Source organism: Ruegeria sp. BHSC037 (assembly GCF_059613045.1).
In genome coordinates this window covers 117,901-133,602 of the sequence record NZ_JBXWRT010000004.1, presented here as the reverse complement: position 1 = coordinate 133,602, position 15,702 = coordinate 117,901, and the positions used below count along the sequence as shown (strand labels likewise).

Genomic DNA, 15,702 nt, shown 5'->3' with positions numbered 1-15,702 from the left:
GAACGGTTGGTCAATAAATTTCTCCGACGAAGTGCCGAATCCGGCTTTCGGCCGGTTGATGGTTACAAAAGTGACCATTAACGCATTAATGACTCATGTTTTGGAGGAGGAAACCAGTCATGAAACTCAACGGGATCAAAACGCTGTTGGCGACTGCTGCCCTGGCAGTATCGGGCAGCGTGGCATTTGCAGCGGACTACACCCTGACGATTTCCAGCTGGGCGCCGCCCACCCACGGAATCAACGCCAAGATGTGGCCCAAATTCGTCGAGATGGTTGAAGAGGCCACCGACGGCAAGGTGACCGCCGAGCTGAAGCTGGGCATCGCCCCGCCCCCGGCCCAGATGGACCTGATCATGGATGGTGCGGCGGATGCGTCGATCATCTTCCACGGTTATCAGCCGGGCCGTTTCGTGACGACCAAGCTGATCGAACTGCCGGGTTATGAGGGTTCGGCCGAGGCCGCCTCGGTCGCGTACTGGCGGGCCTATGACAAGTATCTGAAGGCGGCCGACGAACATCGCGGCGTCAAGGTCATCGCACTGCACACCCACGGCCCGGCCCAGCTGCACACCAGCAGCCCGGTGACCTCGATGGACCAGATTTCGGGCCTCAAGGTTCGTATCCCCGGTGGTGTCGGTGGCGACGTAGGCACCGCACTGGGTGCGACCGGCATCCAGGTTCCGGCCCCCAAAGTCTATGAAACGCTGGCCTCAAAGGCCGCCGATGGCGTGGTCATGCCGTTCGAATCGCGCAAGGGCTTCAAGCTGACCGAGGTTGCCCCGAACGTCTATGAGATGCCGGGCGGCCTGTATCGCGGGTCGTTTGCCTTTATCATGAACGAAGACACGTTTGCCGACCTGCCGGAAGACATACAGCAAGCACTGGAGGAAAACGTGTTCGGCGAGCCGCTGAGCCGCGAAATCGGCAAGATCTGGGACGAGATCGACGCCATCGGCCGGGATGAGACCCAAGCCACCGAAGGCAACGCCATCCAAGAGGCCAGCGCCGAGGACATGGAAAAGTTCGCGACGATCGCCGAGGGCGTCCGCGCCAAGGTCATTGCCGAGGTCAACGAAGCCGGCGTCGATGCGCAAGCCGCCTATGACATGATCAAGTCAGAAATGTCCTCGAACTGATCTTTGATGCGGGGCGGCACTGGCCGCCCCCATCCAGCCCCTTCCGGAGCCACCCGATGACCCCTCTCATCCAGCTTGTACGGCGCGCCAGCGTCCTGCCGGTGATTGTCGCCTGCACGGCCCTGTTCATCCTAATGGTGATGACCTTCTGCGACGTGATCTTGCGGTCGGTCTTCAACGCGCCGATCGAGGCCGCCACCGAACTGACGCGCATCCTGATGGCGATTCTGGTATTCTCGGTGCTGCCCATCATCTCGGTCACCAACGGGCATATCGCCGTGGACCTGACCGACGGTATCTTCCACCGCCTGCGGCTCAGCCGCCTTCGCGACGCGGTGATCTATATTCTCAGCGGCGTCATGCTGTACTGGCCGGTCCAGCGCGTCTGGGTCCTGGCCGAGCGCGCCCGCGATTACGGCGATGTTACCGAATATCTCAGCATCCCGACCTACCTCGTTGGCTGGTTCATCACTGCATCGGTGGCGATCACCGCCGTGGTGATGATCATCACCGGCCTGCTGCACCTTTTCGCACCCAAAACCCTGACGGGAACCTCCCAATGACCGCTGCACTGATTGGTTTTGCCCTTGTCCTGATCCTGGTGCTAATGCGCCTGCCCATTGTCTTTGCCATGGGGCTGGTCGGTACGCTGGGCTTCGCCTATGAACGCGGCGGCTCGATCTTTGACGAGCGCGGGCTGAAGGCCGCGATGTCGATGGTTGGCCGCCAGATCACCGATACCGCGCAGGATTACGGCCTGTCGGTCGTGCCGCTGTTCATCCTGATGGGCCTGTTCGTCAACAAGGGTGGCATGGCGCGCGAACTTTATGCGGTTTCCAACGCTTTTCTGGGCCACATGCGCGGCGGTATCGCCATGGCGACCGTGGCGGCCTGCGGCGGGTTCTCGGCGATCTGCGGATCGTCGCTGGCCACCGCTGCGACCATGTCCAAAGTCGCCATGCCGCAGATGCGCCGTTACGGTTATTCCGACGAGCTCTCGACCGCCTCGATCGCAGCCGGCGGAACGCTGGGCATCCTGATCCCGCCCTCGGTCATCCTGGTCATCTATGGGCTGCTGACCGAAACCTCGATCGGCAAGCTGTTCATGGCCGGCATCATTCCCGGCGCACTGGGCATCCTGTTCTACCTGTTCGCCGTGCGCTGGACCGTCTGGCGCAACCCGGAGGCCGGCCCGGCCGGTGAACGCGCAAGCTGGGGCGAGCGCATCAGCGCGCTGGGGTCCGTCTGGGCGGTGCTTCTGCTGTTCTTCCTGGTGATCGGCGGGCTGTATGGCGTGTTCGATTTCGAACCACTGAACCTGACCTTTTCGCCGACCGAGGCCGCTGGCATGGGCGCCACCGGCGCCTTTCTGATCGCGCTGTTCCGCGGCGGGCTGACCGTGGGATCGACCTTCGAGGTGCTGAAGGAAACCTGCTTTACCGCAGCCGCGCTGTTCGCGGTGCTGATCGGTGCGCAGATCTTTTCGAACTTCATCAACCTGGCCGGCCTGCCCGAGGCGCTGATCGCCATGGTCACCGCTTATGACGTGGCGCCGTTCGTGGTGATCCTCATGATCCTCGGCATCTACATCATCCTGGGCTGCGTATTCGAATCCCTGTCGATGCTGCTGCTGACGGTTCCGATCTTTTTCCCGCTGGTGACCTCGCTGGGCTATGACCCGATCTGGTTCGGCATCGTCGTGGTGGTGGTAACCGAGATTTCGCTGATCACCCCGCCGGTGGGCCTGAACGTGTTCATCCTGAAAGGCGTGGTGGGGGATGTCTCGACCGGCACGATCTTTCGCGGCGTGACCCCGTTCTGGGTGGCCGACATCTTCCGCCTGGCGCTGATCGTTCTGGTTCCGATCGTGGTTCTGTACCTGCCGCAACAGATGGGCGCGCTGGGTCACTGAGCACATTTCGCCGCGCAAGGCGGCCCCAATACAGGAGCATTTCATGTCTCTGAAACAGATTTCCAGTTTCGCCGCGGGCCAGTGGGTTGCGCCCGGAGCCGGGGCCCGCACCATCGCCTCGGCGATCACCGGAGAGCCCTTTGCCACCGCCGGAAACGACGCGCTGGACGTGCAGGCGATGCTGGCACATGCCCGCGACGTGGGCGGGCCTGCTCTGCGCCGGCTGACTTTCCATGAACGCGCCAAGATGCTCAAGGCGCTGGCGCAGGCGCTGTCGGAACAGAAACAGGCGCTCTATGACCTCAGCTTTGAAACCGGCGCCACGCAGAAGGATCATCTGATCGACATCGACGGCGGCATCGGCACCATGTTCGTCTTTGCCTCGAAAGGGCGGCGCGAGATGCCCGACGGCCATGTCTATCTGGATGGCGATGTCGAGCAGCTGTCGCGGAACGGCACCTTCTTGGGCCAGCACGTCTGCACCCCGTTGCAAGGGGTCGCGGTGCATATCAACGCCTTCAACTTCCCGGTCTGGGGGATGCTTGAGAAACTGGCCCCCACCCTGCTGGCCGGGGTTCCGGCGATCGTCAAGCCGGCCACCAACAGCTGCTACGTCACCGAACTGGCCGTGCGGATCATGCTCGACAGCGGCATCCTGCCCGACGGCGCACTGCAGCTGGTCTCGGGCGGGCTGGGCGACATGCTGGATCATTTGACCTGTCAGGACGTGGTCAGTTTTACCGGCTCGGCCGACACCGCGATGAAGCTGCGGCAGAACCCGGTGATCTTGACCAACTCGGTGCGGTTCGTGGCTGAGCAGGACAGCCTGAACGCCTCGATCCTTGGCCCCGACGCGGCACCCGGCACGCCCGAATTCGACCTGTTCGTCAAGGAAGTCGTACGCGAGATGACGACGAAAGCCGGGCAGAAATGCACCGCCATCCGCCGCATCATCGCACCCCAGGCGCAGGTCGAGCCGCTGATCGCCGCGATCTCGGGCAAGCTCGAGCAGACCACGATCGGCGATCCGCGGCTGGACGGCACGCGCATGGGCGCGCTGGTGTCGAACGGGCAGAAGGCCGACGTTCTGGCCAAGGCCAGCCTCATCGGGCAAGAAGCCGAACGTGTATTCGGCGACCCGGATGCCTTCGAGGTGATCGGCGCCGACGCCACAAAAGGCGCCTTCGTACCGCCGATGCTGTTTCACTGCGCCGATCCCGACGCCGCCAAGCATGTGCATAACACCGAGGCGTTCGGCCCGGTCTCGACCATCATGGGCTACCGCGATCTGGACCACGCCATCGCGCTGGCCAATCGCGGCCAGGGGTCGCTGGTCACCTCGCTGATCACCCATGACCCCGAGGTCGCGCGCCAGGTGGTGATGGGCGCGGCTGCCTTCAACGGGCGGATCTACATCAATGACCGCGACTCGATGCAGGAATCCACCGGCCATGGCTCGCCCCTGCCGCACATGGTCCATGGCGGTCCCGGCCGCGCCGGCGGCGGTGAAGAGATGGGCGGCGTGCGCGGCGTGAAACACTACATGCAGCGCACGGCCTTGCAGGGCTCGCCCCGGATGCTGGCGACGATCGGCCGGAAATGGATCCCCGGCGCGCCCGAGATCCAAGGCCCGGCGCATCCCTTCACCCGCAACTTCGGGGAACTGCAGATCGGTGAGACGCTGCACACGGCGCCTCGGACCATCACGCTGGACGACATCGAACATTTCGCCCATTTCACAGGCGACACCTTCTATGCCCACATGGACGAGGACGCGGCGGCCAGAAACCCGTTCTTTCCGGGCCGGGTGGCGCATGGCTATCTGCTGCTGAGTTTTGCCGCCGGCCTGTTCGTCGAACCGAACGAGGGGCCGGTGCTGGCCAATACAGGGCTGGACGGCCTGCGCTTCATGAAGCCGGTCGTGGCCGGCGACAGCATCAACGTCCGCCTGACGGTCAAGCAAAAGACCCGCCGCACCGACGACTATGGCGAGGTGCGCTGGCACGTGACCCTGACCAATCAGGATGACGAGAAGGTCGCCGAATACGAACTGCTGACCATGAACGCCTACTGAGCGCACGGCAAAGTGTTTTTCTTGCACCGCCAGGCCGGATAGACTGAGTGTATGACCAACGCGCATCCGTGGTTCACCAAGGCCGTGGCCGAATTGGCCGACCCGCAGAATCAGCGGGTCTGGTCGATCATCGTGTCGCTGTTCGGCGACATGGCGCAGGAGCGCGGCGCCAAGATATCGGGTGGGGCGCTGGGCCGCATCATCGAACCGATGGGCATCAAGCCCGAGGCGATCCGCGTCGCCCTGCACCGTCTGCGCAAGGATGGCTGGATCGAAAGCGACCGGATCGGGCGCGTCTCGATGCATTTCCTGACCGAATATGGCCGCACGCAGTCGGCCCGGGTCACCCCGCGCATCTATGCCCGCGACCCTGCGCCAGATGCGCCGTTGCACCTTCTGATCGCCGAGGATGGCACCGGCACCCGGCTGCTCGAGGACATTCTGCTCAGCCACGATTACACGCCGATCGCGCGCAACGCCGCGTTGGGATCGGGGGCACCGCCCGAGGACCAGGACGAGCTGCTGATCCTTGAGGTTACTGCCCGCTCGGTTCCGCAATGGGTGCATGAAAAGCTGTTCCCGTCGGATCTGCGCGCGGCTTGCCGATCCTTGCACGAGACCGTCCGCCACGTGTCCCAAGAGCGCACGGCCAGTTGGGAGCCCACGCCCTGTCAGATCGGCACCCTGCGCACGTTGATCGTGCACCGGTGGCGGCGCGTCGTTCTGCGTCTGCCCGACCTGCCCGACGGTTTCTGCCCGCCGGACTGGACCGGCCCGGCCTGTCGTGCGCAGGTGTTCCGCCTGCTGGACCAACTGCCGCGCCCCCGGCCCGGCGACCTGAATGACGACTGATCCGGCGGTGGGTTCCTCTTGGTGCCGCTCTTGGCCTATCCTCATGGGCGACACGCCCTGACACGAGGCCCTGCCGATGACCCTGCTGCCGATCGCCGTGACCGCAGTCTGCCTGCTGCTCATCGGGCTGCACCTGTGGACACGCTACCTGACGAAGACAGGCACCAGACGCGTGCCGCAGGCGGGGCGGATCGTGCCGGTTGACGGTGGCAGTATCCACTATGTCGCCGCGGGCGACCCGTCCAGACCGGCCCTTGTGATGATCCACGGGCTGACCGGGCAGTTGCAGCACTTCACCTATGAAATGGCCGACCGGCTGACCGACAGGTATTACGTGATCGCGCTGGACCGTCCCGGCTGCGGGTATTCGACCCGAGATTGCGCGCGGCTGGCAACCCTGCCCGAACAAGCCCGCATGATCCACGAGTTCCTGCAGGCGATCCACGTCAAAGACCCGCTTCTGGTCGGACACTCCCTTGGCGGAGCGGTTTCGTTGGCCATGGCGCTGGACTACCCCAACCACGTCCGCGGTCTGGCCTTGCTGGCGCCGTTGACGCATCGGGTGCCCGAGACCCCTGCCATCTTCAAGGCGCTGGAGATCCGCAGCGAAAGGGTGCGCCATCTGATCGCCAACACGATCGCGGTGCCGCTGGCCAGACTCACGGCGCCGCATGTCATCGACCAGGCCTTCGCCCCCGAGCCGGCGCCGGATGACTTTCTGGACCGCGCCGGGGGCGCCCTGGGCCTGCGGCCGTCGGCCTATGTGACCGGATCGCAAGATTTGGCCGGTGTGGACGCGAGCATTGACTCGCAGGTCGCGCGCTATGGCGACTTGCGGGTTCCCGGCGGGATCCTGTTCGGCGCCGACGACCCGATCCTGTCGCCGGAATGCCAAGGCGCATCCATGGCTGACTTCGGTCTCGTGTACGAGCGGCTTGCAGGGCGGGGCCACATGATTCCGATGACGGCGCCCGATGACTGCGCAGATTTCGTCCGTCGCGTCGCAAACAATGCTCCGCGAACCGACCCGACGCCTTCCAAACCGAGACAGGCCTGACCAGAAAGAAATCTGGTGGATTGAGTATTTTTCCCTCTTGACCCTCTCGGGCACCTCCCGTAAATCGCCACTCACCTTGGCGGAGTAGCTCAGTTGGTTAGAGCAGCGGAATCATAATCCGCGTGTCGGGGGTTCAAGTCCCTCCTCCGCTACCACCACCTCCCACCTGTTTCGAACGGTCTGAAACGAAGGCGCTGAGCCGCCCCTTCACCTCGACCGGCACACCGTTTTCCTCGGCCGGAGAGACAGCGATCTCCGAGATAGAACTGCGCACGGCTTCACGTGCTTTCGGATTCGGATACCGAAGATAACTTTGTAGCGTTTGTTGCGCTCCGCCTCAGGGTCACATGTTATGTAGTCGACGATCGGCGTCACAACGCTCGCTTGAGCCAGCGTCTGGATCCGCCCCATGCCAGGATCGGCTTTGCCAAGACGCTTTGTTTTGTCATTTAGGGGCCCTTCCTCGAACCCTTAAAGGGCGTGCTCGATCGCAGATTTCGACTGGACCCTGCCGGCCCCACCGCAGAAACAGGTCCGGCAAAGCTATGGGCTACAGGCGAGAAGTGTATAGATGAATTGCCCTGATCGATACGAAGAAAGCGCCAATGCTGATGTGAGATCGAAGCCGACACCATCGATTCTCCGGAACAAATAAACCTTGATTGGTGAAACGCTGACCATCAGCATAGTCTGGGTAACCCCATCGGAGTTGATTGTGCCAGAACGCGAAGCCACAAATCTGCTCAGACCGCCGTACACAGCAAGATGATACGGCCGTCTCCAGAGTTGCTTGCGATTTCGCGCCGGATGCATCAGGCCATCCTCACCCGCAACACCGAAATTCTGCCGGGCTTTTTCTCTACCGCCGAAGAAATGCGCTTCATTGGCACGGCCGAGAACGAATATTGGAACGGTTCGGTTGTAAGCGAAGGGGTTGCCGACTTTTTCAGCGAAGTGCCTGACATACTTGCCGTGGAAGAAATCGAGGCCGAGGCGTTCGAGAACGGCGAAACCGGCTGGGCGTCTTTCGTTTATCGGGTCCACTTTTCAGGTTTGCCCGAACCCAGCCTTCAACGCGAAACATACGTGTTTGTTTTGGATGGGGCCCGGTGGAAAATAGTTCAGCGACATGGTTCTGCACCAGTACCAAACGCTGTTCATATGGGCACGGAACAAACAGCCATACAGCGGCTGGTCGATGCGGCGAGAGACGAAGGTCCGAAGCTGGAACAATCTGAGGGATTGGCTTCGATCCTGTTCACCGATCTGGAAGCCAGCACGGAATTGGCGGCTGCGTTGGGCGATGCACGCTGGTCGAGCCTGATCAATGACCACTTTCGCGATATTGCAGACATCGTGGAGGCGCAGGGCGGTCAGTTCGTGAAATCCCTTGGAGATGGCACGTTGTCGAGCTTCCCTTCGGCACAGCAAGCCTTGAAAGCTGCCGTTGAAATGCAGAAGGCCGTTGTTTCCCAAAATCAGGACCCGCAACTTGGTTTGCGCATCGGCATCCACACCGGAGAAGTCGTTCAGAATCGCGGTGACTTCTTTGGTGCTGTGGTAAACAAGGCTGCCAGGATAACAACCATGGCCTCTGCTGGTCAGATCTTGGTATCCAACGCCACATGCACCATGGCTGAGAACGCTCCGGACATGAAGTTTTCAGAGCCCGTATCTGTGTTTTTCAAAGGTTTTGAAGGAAGGCATTTGCTTCATAGGCTGGAATGGAAACGGTAAATTTGACGTTGCGCAGGCCGAATGTGGTCATCGCCGAATGAACGAAACGCCTGCACAGCGGTCGTTCATCCGAACTCCAAGATCCATGCTTGATCGAAACACCTGAAAGCTTGTGCAGAGCCGCCTCACAAATCCCTGATCCAGAACTGCAAAGGCTTTAGGGTTTCCGATGCCTCGCCCAGATCCTTCCACGAGAACTGGGCGATCACCCCGGGCAGCGGCCTGTACCCGCGCGCGCGCCAGAAATCGTCCAGCGGGCGGTAGGTTGCGGGCCGCATCGGGTGGTCGTCCGGACGCTGCACGCCGCAGAAGGCAGACTTGGCGAAGCCCAAGCCCCGCGCGTGACCCTCGCGCATATCAAAGAACGCATGTCCGACGCCCTGCCCCCTATACTCGGGTAGCAGTACGGATTCGGCGCAGTAGAAGATCTTCGACAACTCCAGCCCGGTGCCGTCGAAAGCGGCTGCGAAATCCTCGGCATGGTCGGCAAGCGGCGCGCCGGTCGCGGCCCCCACAAGCCGGTCGCCGTCAAAGGCGCCGACGACGATCGCCCGGTCGCTGTCACGATAGGATTGCAGGTATCTGCGCTCATAGTCCAGATCGCCGTCATAGAGATAGGGCCAGTCGCGGAACACCGAGATGCGCAGCCGCGCCACGTCGTCCAGCGCCGCCGACAACGCCTCGCCGGTCAGGGGGCGGACGGCAGTGACCTCAGCCACCCGACACCTGCTTCACCCAGTCAGCCAGGTTGTAATAGGTGGTCACGCGGGTGATCTTGCCGTCCTCGAGGTCAAAGAACGACCCGGCGGGCAGGCGATAGGTCTGACCCGAGGCCGCAGGCAGGCCGGCATCGGTTTCCAGATAGGTGCCGTTAACGATGTATTCGGCGGCGGCGCGGGTGCCGCCCTCGGCCTCGAAGATCACAATGTCGGTCAGGGTCTCGCGATAGCAGCGGTTCATATGCGCGCAGAATTCGGCGAATTTGTCTTTGCCGACGCGGATCTGGCCTTCGTTCACGTGATGGGCCACGTCGTCGGACAGGCAGGTCAGCATGCCGGCCACATCCCCGGCGTTGAAGGCATCGAAATAGGCTTGGACAGTCTGGGTCATGCGATCTCCGTAGGTTCCCCCCAGCGATCCTTCAGGTGCTTGATAATCTGATCGCGGGTCTGACGGTAGTGGTGTAGCTTTTCTTCGCGCGTCTCGCCCAGTCCGGTAGGGTCCATTATTGGCCAGTATTCGACATCCAGGTGAAAAACCCGCGTCAGTTCCAGCGCCTTGCGCTGGCTGGCTGGCGACAGGGCCACGATCAGATCGAAGGAGCTGAGATCGTCGCCCCATTCCTGCATCTCGTCGAACGACCGCGACCGGTGGCGTGACAGTTCCACGTCGATCTCTTGGCAGACGGCGATGCTGAACCCGTCGATTTCCAAGTCGTTGCGCACACCGGCCGACTGCACGTAGGTGCCCGTGCCATAGAATTTCTTCATGATACCTTCGGCCATGGGCGAGCGCACCGCGTTGTGGTCGCAGCAGAACAGGACCGAATGCGGCAGAGGCTTCACCCGTCAACCTCCGAAGTGCAGCACGCAGATCAGCGTGAACAGGCGGCGGGCGGTATCGGCGTCGATCTCGGCCTTGCCCTCCAGCCGTTCCTGCAGGACCCGACTGCCTTCGTTGTGGATGCCGCGCCGGGCCATGTCGATGGTTTCGATCTGGCTGGGCGGCAGGGTCTTTACCGCATCGAAGTAGCTTTCGCAGATCTGGAAGTAGTCCTTGACCACCTGCCGGAACGGGCCCAGCGACAGGTGGAACTCGGCGGCTTTCTGGCTATCTTCGGTGCTGACGTCGAACACCAGCCGCTTGTCGCGGATCGACAGCTGCAGGTGATAGGGGCCATCGGGCACCACTCGGTCGTCGCGCTTGGGCAGCGTGAACGAGTTTTCCTCGAGCAGATCATAGATGGCGACCTTGCGCTCCTGCTCGATTTCCGGTGTGGGCGGCGGCAGGTTTCGATCGTCCAGTTCGATATGCGAAATGCGGGTCATGGTCATCGACTTCCGTTCAGGTCAGGCCAGACCTAGCGCACCTATGCCCGCGGGACAACGCGCGAAACCGGCCGGACGCAAGGTTAGATGGGGTGATCGTTGGGGTCGATGCCGTGCTTGCGCAGCAAGGTGTCAACCAGCGAGCCGGGATTGATGTCGCGGTCCTTGAATATCTTGCGGAACCAGGACCCGTAGAAATGGATCGAAGTTTGGTTCTGCCAGTCCAGGAACTCAAGCTTGTCCTGATCCGGCTCGTTCCACAGTGCCCGGTGGCGCAGCGGAATCGCATACAGCGATTTCCGCGAGACGGCCTTGGCATGTTCCGGCGTCGGGAAAAGGTAGTGAAACAACATCGGCGGGCCAAAGCTGAAGATCGGCAGGCTCCAATAGGTCGAGCGCCCGAAGATCTGAAGATAGGCGCGCTGCTGTTCCTCGGGCCACCAGGGCGGCACCAGATCGCCGTCAAAGGCAAAGGCGCACATTTCGGCCAGGGCCGGGCTGTCGATCGGCAGGGCAAGAACGCCATTCATGATGCGTTGCCGCCTGCGGTTGGCCGCTGGAAACAAATAGCCCTGATCGGTCTGGAAAGGTTTGACCGCATAGGCGTCGGCATCGACCCATATCTGGTCGGTCTGCTGCAGCAGTTTCAGGCGGAACAGGTCCGCGTGCACGGCGACCGACCGCGTGATCGGATCGCGATAGATCTCGGGCGTATCGAAAATCTCGCGTGCGTCGCGGGCCTCGACGTAACTCGGAATGTCCTGCAACTCGCCATAATGATAGACGATCGGAGTCTGGCCGAGATCGGCAAAGGACTTCAGGCACAGATGCTCCAGAAAGCTGAAGCGCTCTCCGATCCAGAGGGTTGCGACACGTTCCAATTTCGGCTCCGGGTTTGTCCTAAGACATCACCGGTTAAAACGCACGGGTCGGACGACCACCGCAAGTGGTTTTGCGCCGGCCGCGGCAGTCCCGGGCCGGATGTGACCCCACCGCAATTGTCCCTAGATCACCCGTTCAGCCGCTTGAGCCGCGCCCCCACCGATAGCCCGTGCGCCTCAAGGCTTTCCGACTGCGCAAGCTGCTCGGCCGCCGGGCCAATGGCACGCAGAGCCTCGGGCGTCATGCGGCTGAGCGTGGTGCGCTTGAGGAAATCCATAACCGAAAGGCCCGACGAGAACCGCGCCGAACGCGCGGTGGGCAGCACATGGTTCGGGCCGCCGACATAGTCGCCGATGGCCTCGGGCGTGTACTGGCCCAGGAAAATGGCGCCGGCGTGGATCGTCTTTTGGCTGAGCGCCACCGGATCGGCCACGCACAGTTCCAGGTGTTCCGGAGCGATGCGGTTCGAAAGGTTCGCGGCCTCGTCCAGGTCGCGCACGGTGATGATGGCGCCATAGTCGCGCCAACTGGCCCCGGCGATCGTGCGGCGCTCGAGCGTTTCCAGCCGCTTGTCCACCGCCTCGGCCACCGCGCGGCCGAAAGCGGCGTCGTCGGTGATCAGGATGGACTGGGCGCTTTCGTCATGCTCGGCCTGGCTGAGCAGGTCCAGCGCGATCCAGTCGGGGTCGTTGTCCTTGTCGGCGATCACCAAGATCTCGGAGGGGCCCGCGATCATGTCGATGCCGACCTTGCCGAACACCCGCCGCTTGGCCGCCGCGACAAAAGCGTTGCCCGGCCCGGTGATCTTGTCCACCGGCGCGATGGTTTTGGTGCCATAGGCCAGCGCCGCAATCGCTTGCGCGCCGCCGATGCGGTAGATCTCGTCAACGCCCGACAGGCGCGCGGCCAGCAGGACCAGCGGATTGACCTGTCCGTCCGGCGTGGGCACCACGATGGCCAGACGTTCGACCCCCGCAACCTTGGCCGGGATCGCGTTCATCAGCACCGACGAGGGGTAAGAGGCCAGCCCGCCCGGCACGTAAAGCCCCGCGGCGGACACCGCCGACCAGCGCCAGCCAAGGGTCGCACCCGCCTCGTCGGTCCATTCACGATCCTGCGGCATCTGGCGTTCGTGATAGGCGCGGATACGCTTGGCAGCCAGTTCCAGCGCCGCGCGGTCCTCGACCGCGACATCTTCGATCGCGGCATCGATTTCCCCGGCCGTGAAGGCCAGGGTTTCCGGCGTCAGCTCCAGCCGGTCGAATTTCGCGGTCAGCTCGATCACGGCGGCATCGCCGCGCGACCGAACGTCCGCTATGATCTGCGCGACGACCGCGTCCACGTCCGGGCTGTCCTCGCGCTTGGCCGAGAGCAGGTCGGCGAAGGCGGTTTCGAAGTCGGGCGCAGTGGTATCAAGGAAAACGGGCATGATGGTGTCTCCGGCAGTCCTGCGGGGAATATCCGGGGGCGGCCCGCGCCTCAAGGGCTTAGATCAGGGGTGCAGCGATTTGCGCATCGGGTATCCGACGATCCAGCGCCCGGCGGTCCTGTGTCCACCCACCCGCGCGACAAGTAGAACCGGCGCGCGGCGGCGGTGCTGGTGACACGCGCCTCGGTCACGCCGAGGGCCGAGAGGCGCGATTCGCGATGCGAGAGCATGGCAGAGCTTGCGCCCTGCCCCAGGAAATCCGGGTCAACATAGTTGAGGGTGATCCGCCCGGTGCCCCGCCCCGGCTCAACCTCGCCCAGCGCCCCGACCGAGGCCAGCCTGCCATCCCCCAGCAACAGCCAGACCTCGCTATCCGAGTTCGGCAGGTCGTCCCGCAGCGCCTGCGGGGTCTTGTTCGCCGTCCAGCGGGCAATCACGTCCGGGGCGTTGCCGTGATCCTTGGTGCAGAGCCTCTCGATCGAGCGGGTCAGAACCCGACGCATCTCGAACACGTCGAACACGGTGGCACGGCGAATTTCAGCGCCTTTCGGCGCACCCGAGAAGGTCTGGGATATCCCGCGCTTGTTCCTCACCTAGACCGGGTGCTTGGGCGCATGCCCCGAGGGCGCGCGGTACGGGCGCGTGACGTCCCTGAGCGTGGCCTCGAGCGCCTCGACCGTCAGACGAATCGCGCCATCGCCGGCCAGCGTCAGCAGCACCTCGCCAGCACCGTCCTCGGCCGGGTGGAACTCGATATCCAGCAGCGACAGGATCAGGTCCTTGTCGGACCGGTTGATGCCCTGGCTGGCCACCGCCAGGACCGAATCGAACACCAGCACCGACTGCACCCGCTCGTAGGGGCGGTCGCGGCGCTCGGCGGCCTCCTTGTCTTCCCACCGGAACCGGTTGAGCAGCAGGGCGAAGCGGCGGCGGGCCGGTTGCCAGGTCATCTCGCTGGCCGGAAAGACGGCATCCTGCCCCAGCGCCGCGATCACCCGCAGGTCGTCGGCGTCCAACGCGCCCAGGTTCAGCGGCGCCTCGCGCCCATCTTCAAATGTTGCGTCTGCCATCAGCCCTTGATCCGTTCGATTTTGGCGCCCACGCCTTCCAGCTTGCGGACCACATGCTCATATCCGCGGTCAAGATGATAGACCCGGCTGACAAGTGTTTCGCCCTCGGCCGCCAGACCGGCCAGGATCAGCGAGACCGAGGCCCGCAGATCGGTGGCCATCACCGGCGCGCCCTTCAGGCGCTCGACCCCGGTCACCGTCGCGGTGCCGCCATGCACCTCGATCTGTGCGCCCATCCGCACCAGTTCGGGGGCGTGCATGAAGCGGTTCTCGAAAATCCGCTCCTCCAGCACCGAAACCCCATCGGCCGTGCACATCAGCGCCATCATCTGCGCCTGCAGATCGGTGGGAAAGCCGGGGAACGGCTCGGTCACCACGTCGACCGCACGCACCCGGCCATTTCTGCGCGAGACCTTCAGGCCCGCTTCCGTTTCCTCGACATCGACCCCGGCGGCAGTCAGCTTTTCCACGAAGGATTCGACCAGCGACAGGCGGCCACCCAGCAGCTCGACTTCGCCGCCGCAGATGGCGGGGGCCAGCATGTAGGTGCCCAGTTCGATCCGGTCGGTCACCACCTGGTGCGTCGCGCCATGCAGCCGGTCGACGCCCTGAATCTCGATGGTCGAGGTCCCCTCGCCCTGAATCTGCGCGCCCATCTTGCGCAGGCATTGCACCAGATCGACGATCTCGGGTTCGCGCGCGGCGTTTTTCAGAACCGTCGTGCCCTTGGCCAGCGTCGCGGCCATCACGATGTTCTCGGTGGCCCCCACCGACGCAAAGCGCATTTCATGCACCGCGCCCTTCAGCCCGTTCGGCGCCTTGGCGTGCAAGTAGCCGTCCTTCAGCTTAATCTCAGCGCCCAGGGCTTCCAGCCCTTCGACATGCAGGTCCATCGGCCGCGCTCCGATGGCGCAGCCGCCGGGCAGCGACACTACCGCCTGACCGAATCGCGCCAAGAGCGGCCCCAGAACGAGGTTCGAGGCACGCATCTTGCGCACGATCTCGTAATCGGCGGTGTGGCTGGTCAGGTCGTGGCTGGACATCGCCAGAACCTGCCCGTCCTGCAGGGCCGACACCTCGGCCCCCAGCGACTGCAGCAGCGCGGTCATGGTCTTGATGTCGCTCAGACGCGGCGCGTTGGTCAGCGTGAGCGGTTCTTCGCTGAGCAGCGTGGCCGGCATCAGTGTGAGGCAGGCATTCTTTGCCCCCGCGATCGGGATTCGGCCATGAAGCGGCCCGTTGCCCGTTACAAGAATCGAATCCATCTGCTCTAGCCCTTGTTCTGACCGGCCTTGCCGTCCGAGCCCGCCCGCGCCTTGGCCTGCGCCTTGCGCCGCGCGAGATTCGCCTTGAGAGCGGCCTTGAGCCGATCCTCGCGCGTATCGCCGGATTTGCCGTGTTTTTTGGGTGAATTTTTGTCTGACATGATCTTTCTCTACAGGAGGTGAAAAAAACCGTCCAGAGACCCTTGCGCCCCGTTTCGTTTGAGTCTAATCACCCGC

At 63.2% G+C, this 15,702-nt stretch carries 17 protein-coding genes and 1 tRNA gene; 8 read left to right on the top strand and 10 right to left on the bottom strand.

Going from position 1 to position 15,702, the window contains the following annotated elements:
• The first annotated feature begins 119 nt into the window (after positions 1-119).
• The 8 genes from AC2FMN_RS05395 (at position 120) to AC2FMN_RS05360 (ending at position 8,771) form a co-directional block, all read left to right on the top strand.
• Positions 120-1,139, top strand: a complete 1,020-nt coding sequence (locus AC2FMN_RS05395; RefSeq protein ID WP_496679043.1) for a TRAP transporter substrate-binding protein — start codon at positions 120-122, stop codon at positions 1,137-1,139.
• Between the two features lie 56 nt (positions 1,140-1,195).
• Entirely contained in the window at positions 1,196-1,702 is a 507-nt protein-coding gene (locus tag AC2FMN_RS05390) for a TRAP transporter small permease (protein WP_496686795.1), read from the top strand.
• Positions 1,699-3,051: a TRAP transporter large permease gene (locus AC2FMN_RS05385; protein ID WP_496686793.1), complete on the top strand. Its 1,353-nt coding sequence runs from the start codon at positions 1,699-1,701 to the stop codon at positions 3,049-3,051. The genes AC2FMN_RS05390 and AC2FMN_RS05385 overlap by 4 nt, the downstream gene beginning before the upstream one ends.
• Before the next feature lie 43 nt (positions 3,052-3,094).
• Positions 3,095-5,125, top strand: a complete 2,031-nt coding sequence (gene paaZ / locus AC2FMN_RS05380) for a phenylacetic acid degradation bifunctional protein PaaZ (protein WP_496686791.1) — start codon at positions 3,095-3,097, stop codon at positions 5,123-5,125.
• 51 nt (positions 5,126-5,176) lie between these two features.
• Positions 5,177-5,977, top strand: coding sequence for a PaaX family transcriptional regulator C-terminal domain-containing protein (locus AC2FMN_RS05375; RefSeq protein WP_496686790.1), 801 nt, complete (start codon positions 5,177-5,179; stop codon positions 5,975-5,977).
• A gap of 76 nt (positions 5,978-6,053) precedes the next feature.
• Positions 6,054-7,034: an alpha/beta fold hydrolase gene (locus AC2FMN_RS05370; protein ID WP_496686789.1), complete on the top strand. Its 981-nt coding sequence runs from the start codon at positions 6,054-6,056 to the stop codon at positions 7,032-7,034.
• A 78-nt stretch (positions 7,035-7,112) separates the two neighbouring features.
• Positions 7,113-7,189 (top strand) — tRNA-Met (locus tag AC2FMN_RS05365).
• A 610-nt stretch (positions 7,190-7,799) separates the two neighbouring features.
• On the top strand, positions 7,800-8,771 hold the full coding sequence (locus tag AC2FMN_RS05360) for an adenylate/guanylate cyclase domain-containing protein (protein ID WP_496686788.1): 972 nt from the start codon (positions 7,800-7,802) through the stop codon (positions 8,769-8,771).
• 125 nt (positions 8,772-8,896) lie between these two features.
• Here the strand turns inward: AC2FMN_RS05360 and AC2FMN_RS05355 are convergent, their stop codons facing one another.
• The 10 genes from AC2FMN_RS05355 to AC2FMN_RS05310 form a co-directional block, all read right to left on the bottom strand.
• Positions 8,897-9,490 carry a GNAT family N-acetyltransferase gene (locus tag AC2FMN_RS05355; protein WP_496686787.1) on the bottom strand — a complete coding sequence of 198 codons (594 nt, stop codon included), beginning with the start codon at positions 9,488-9,490 and terminating at the stop codon, positions 8,897-8,899.
• Complete coding sequence (locus tag AC2FMN_RS05350; protein ID WP_496686786.1) at positions 9,483-9,881, bottom strand: ketosteroid isomerase-related protein; 399 nt, start codon at positions 9,879-9,881, stop codon at positions 9,483-9,485. Before AC2FMN_RS05350 ends, AC2FMN_RS05355 begins: the two co-directional genes overlap by 8 nt.
• Positions 9,878-10,336, bottom strand: coding sequence for an arsenate-mycothiol transferase ArsC (locus AC2FMN_RS05345; protein WP_496686785.1), 459 nt, complete (start codon positions 10,334-10,336; stop codon positions 9,878-9,880). Before AC2FMN_RS05345 ends, AC2FMN_RS05350 begins: the two co-directional genes overlap by 4 nt.
• Positions 10,337-10,339: 3 nt before the next feature.
• Positions 10,340-10,819: a UPF0262 family protein gene (locus AC2FMN_RS05340; protein ID WP_496679056.1), complete on the bottom strand. Its 480-nt coding sequence runs from the start codon at positions 10,817-10,819 to the stop codon at positions 10,340-10,342.
• 83 nt (positions 10,820-10,902) lie between these two features.
• A complete protein-coding gene (locus tag AC2FMN_RS05335) occupies positions 10,903-11,700 on the bottom strand; it encodes a hypothetical protein (protein ID WP_496686783.1) in 798 nt (265 codons plus the stop codon).
• Positions 11,701-11,828: 128 nt separating this feature from the next.
• The gene (gene hisD, locus AC2FMN_RS05330) at positions 11,829-13,130 is read right to left on the bottom strand and encodes a histidinol dehydrogenase (RefSeq protein WP_496686781.1); all 1,302 of its coding nucleotides are present in this window, start codon (positions 13,128-13,130) and stop codon (positions 11,829-11,831) included.
• Positions 13,131-13,180: 50 nt separating this feature from the next.
• The gene (locus tag AC2FMN_RS05325; protein WP_496686780.1) at positions 13,181-13,723 is read right to left on the bottom strand and encodes a GNAT family N-acetyltransferase; all 543 of its coding nucleotides are present in this window, start codon (positions 13,721-13,723) and stop codon (positions 13,181-13,183) included.
• Entirely contained in the window at positions 13,724-14,200 is a 477-nt protein-coding gene (locus AC2FMN_RS05320) for a DUF2948 family protein (RefSeq protein WP_496679062.1), read from the bottom strand. It abuts the gene before it with no gap.
• Positions 14,200-15,465, bottom strand: a complete 1,266-nt coding sequence (gene murA, locus AC2FMN_RS05315; RefSeq protein ID WP_496686779.1) for a UDP-N-acetylglucosamine 1-carboxyvinyltransferase — start codon at positions 15,463-15,465, stop codon at positions 14,200-14,202. Before murA ends, AC2FMN_RS05320 begins: the two co-directional genes overlap by 1 nt.
• 5 nt (positions 15,466-15,470) lie before the next feature.
• Positions 15,471-15,626 carry a hypothetical protein gene (locus tag AC2FMN_RS05310; RefSeq protein ID WP_496686778.1) on the bottom strand — a complete coding sequence of 52 codons (156 nt, stop codon included), beginning with the start codon at positions 15,624-15,626 and terminating at the stop codon, positions 15,471-15,473.
• Between the last annotated feature and the right edge of the window lie 76 nt (positions 15,627-15,702).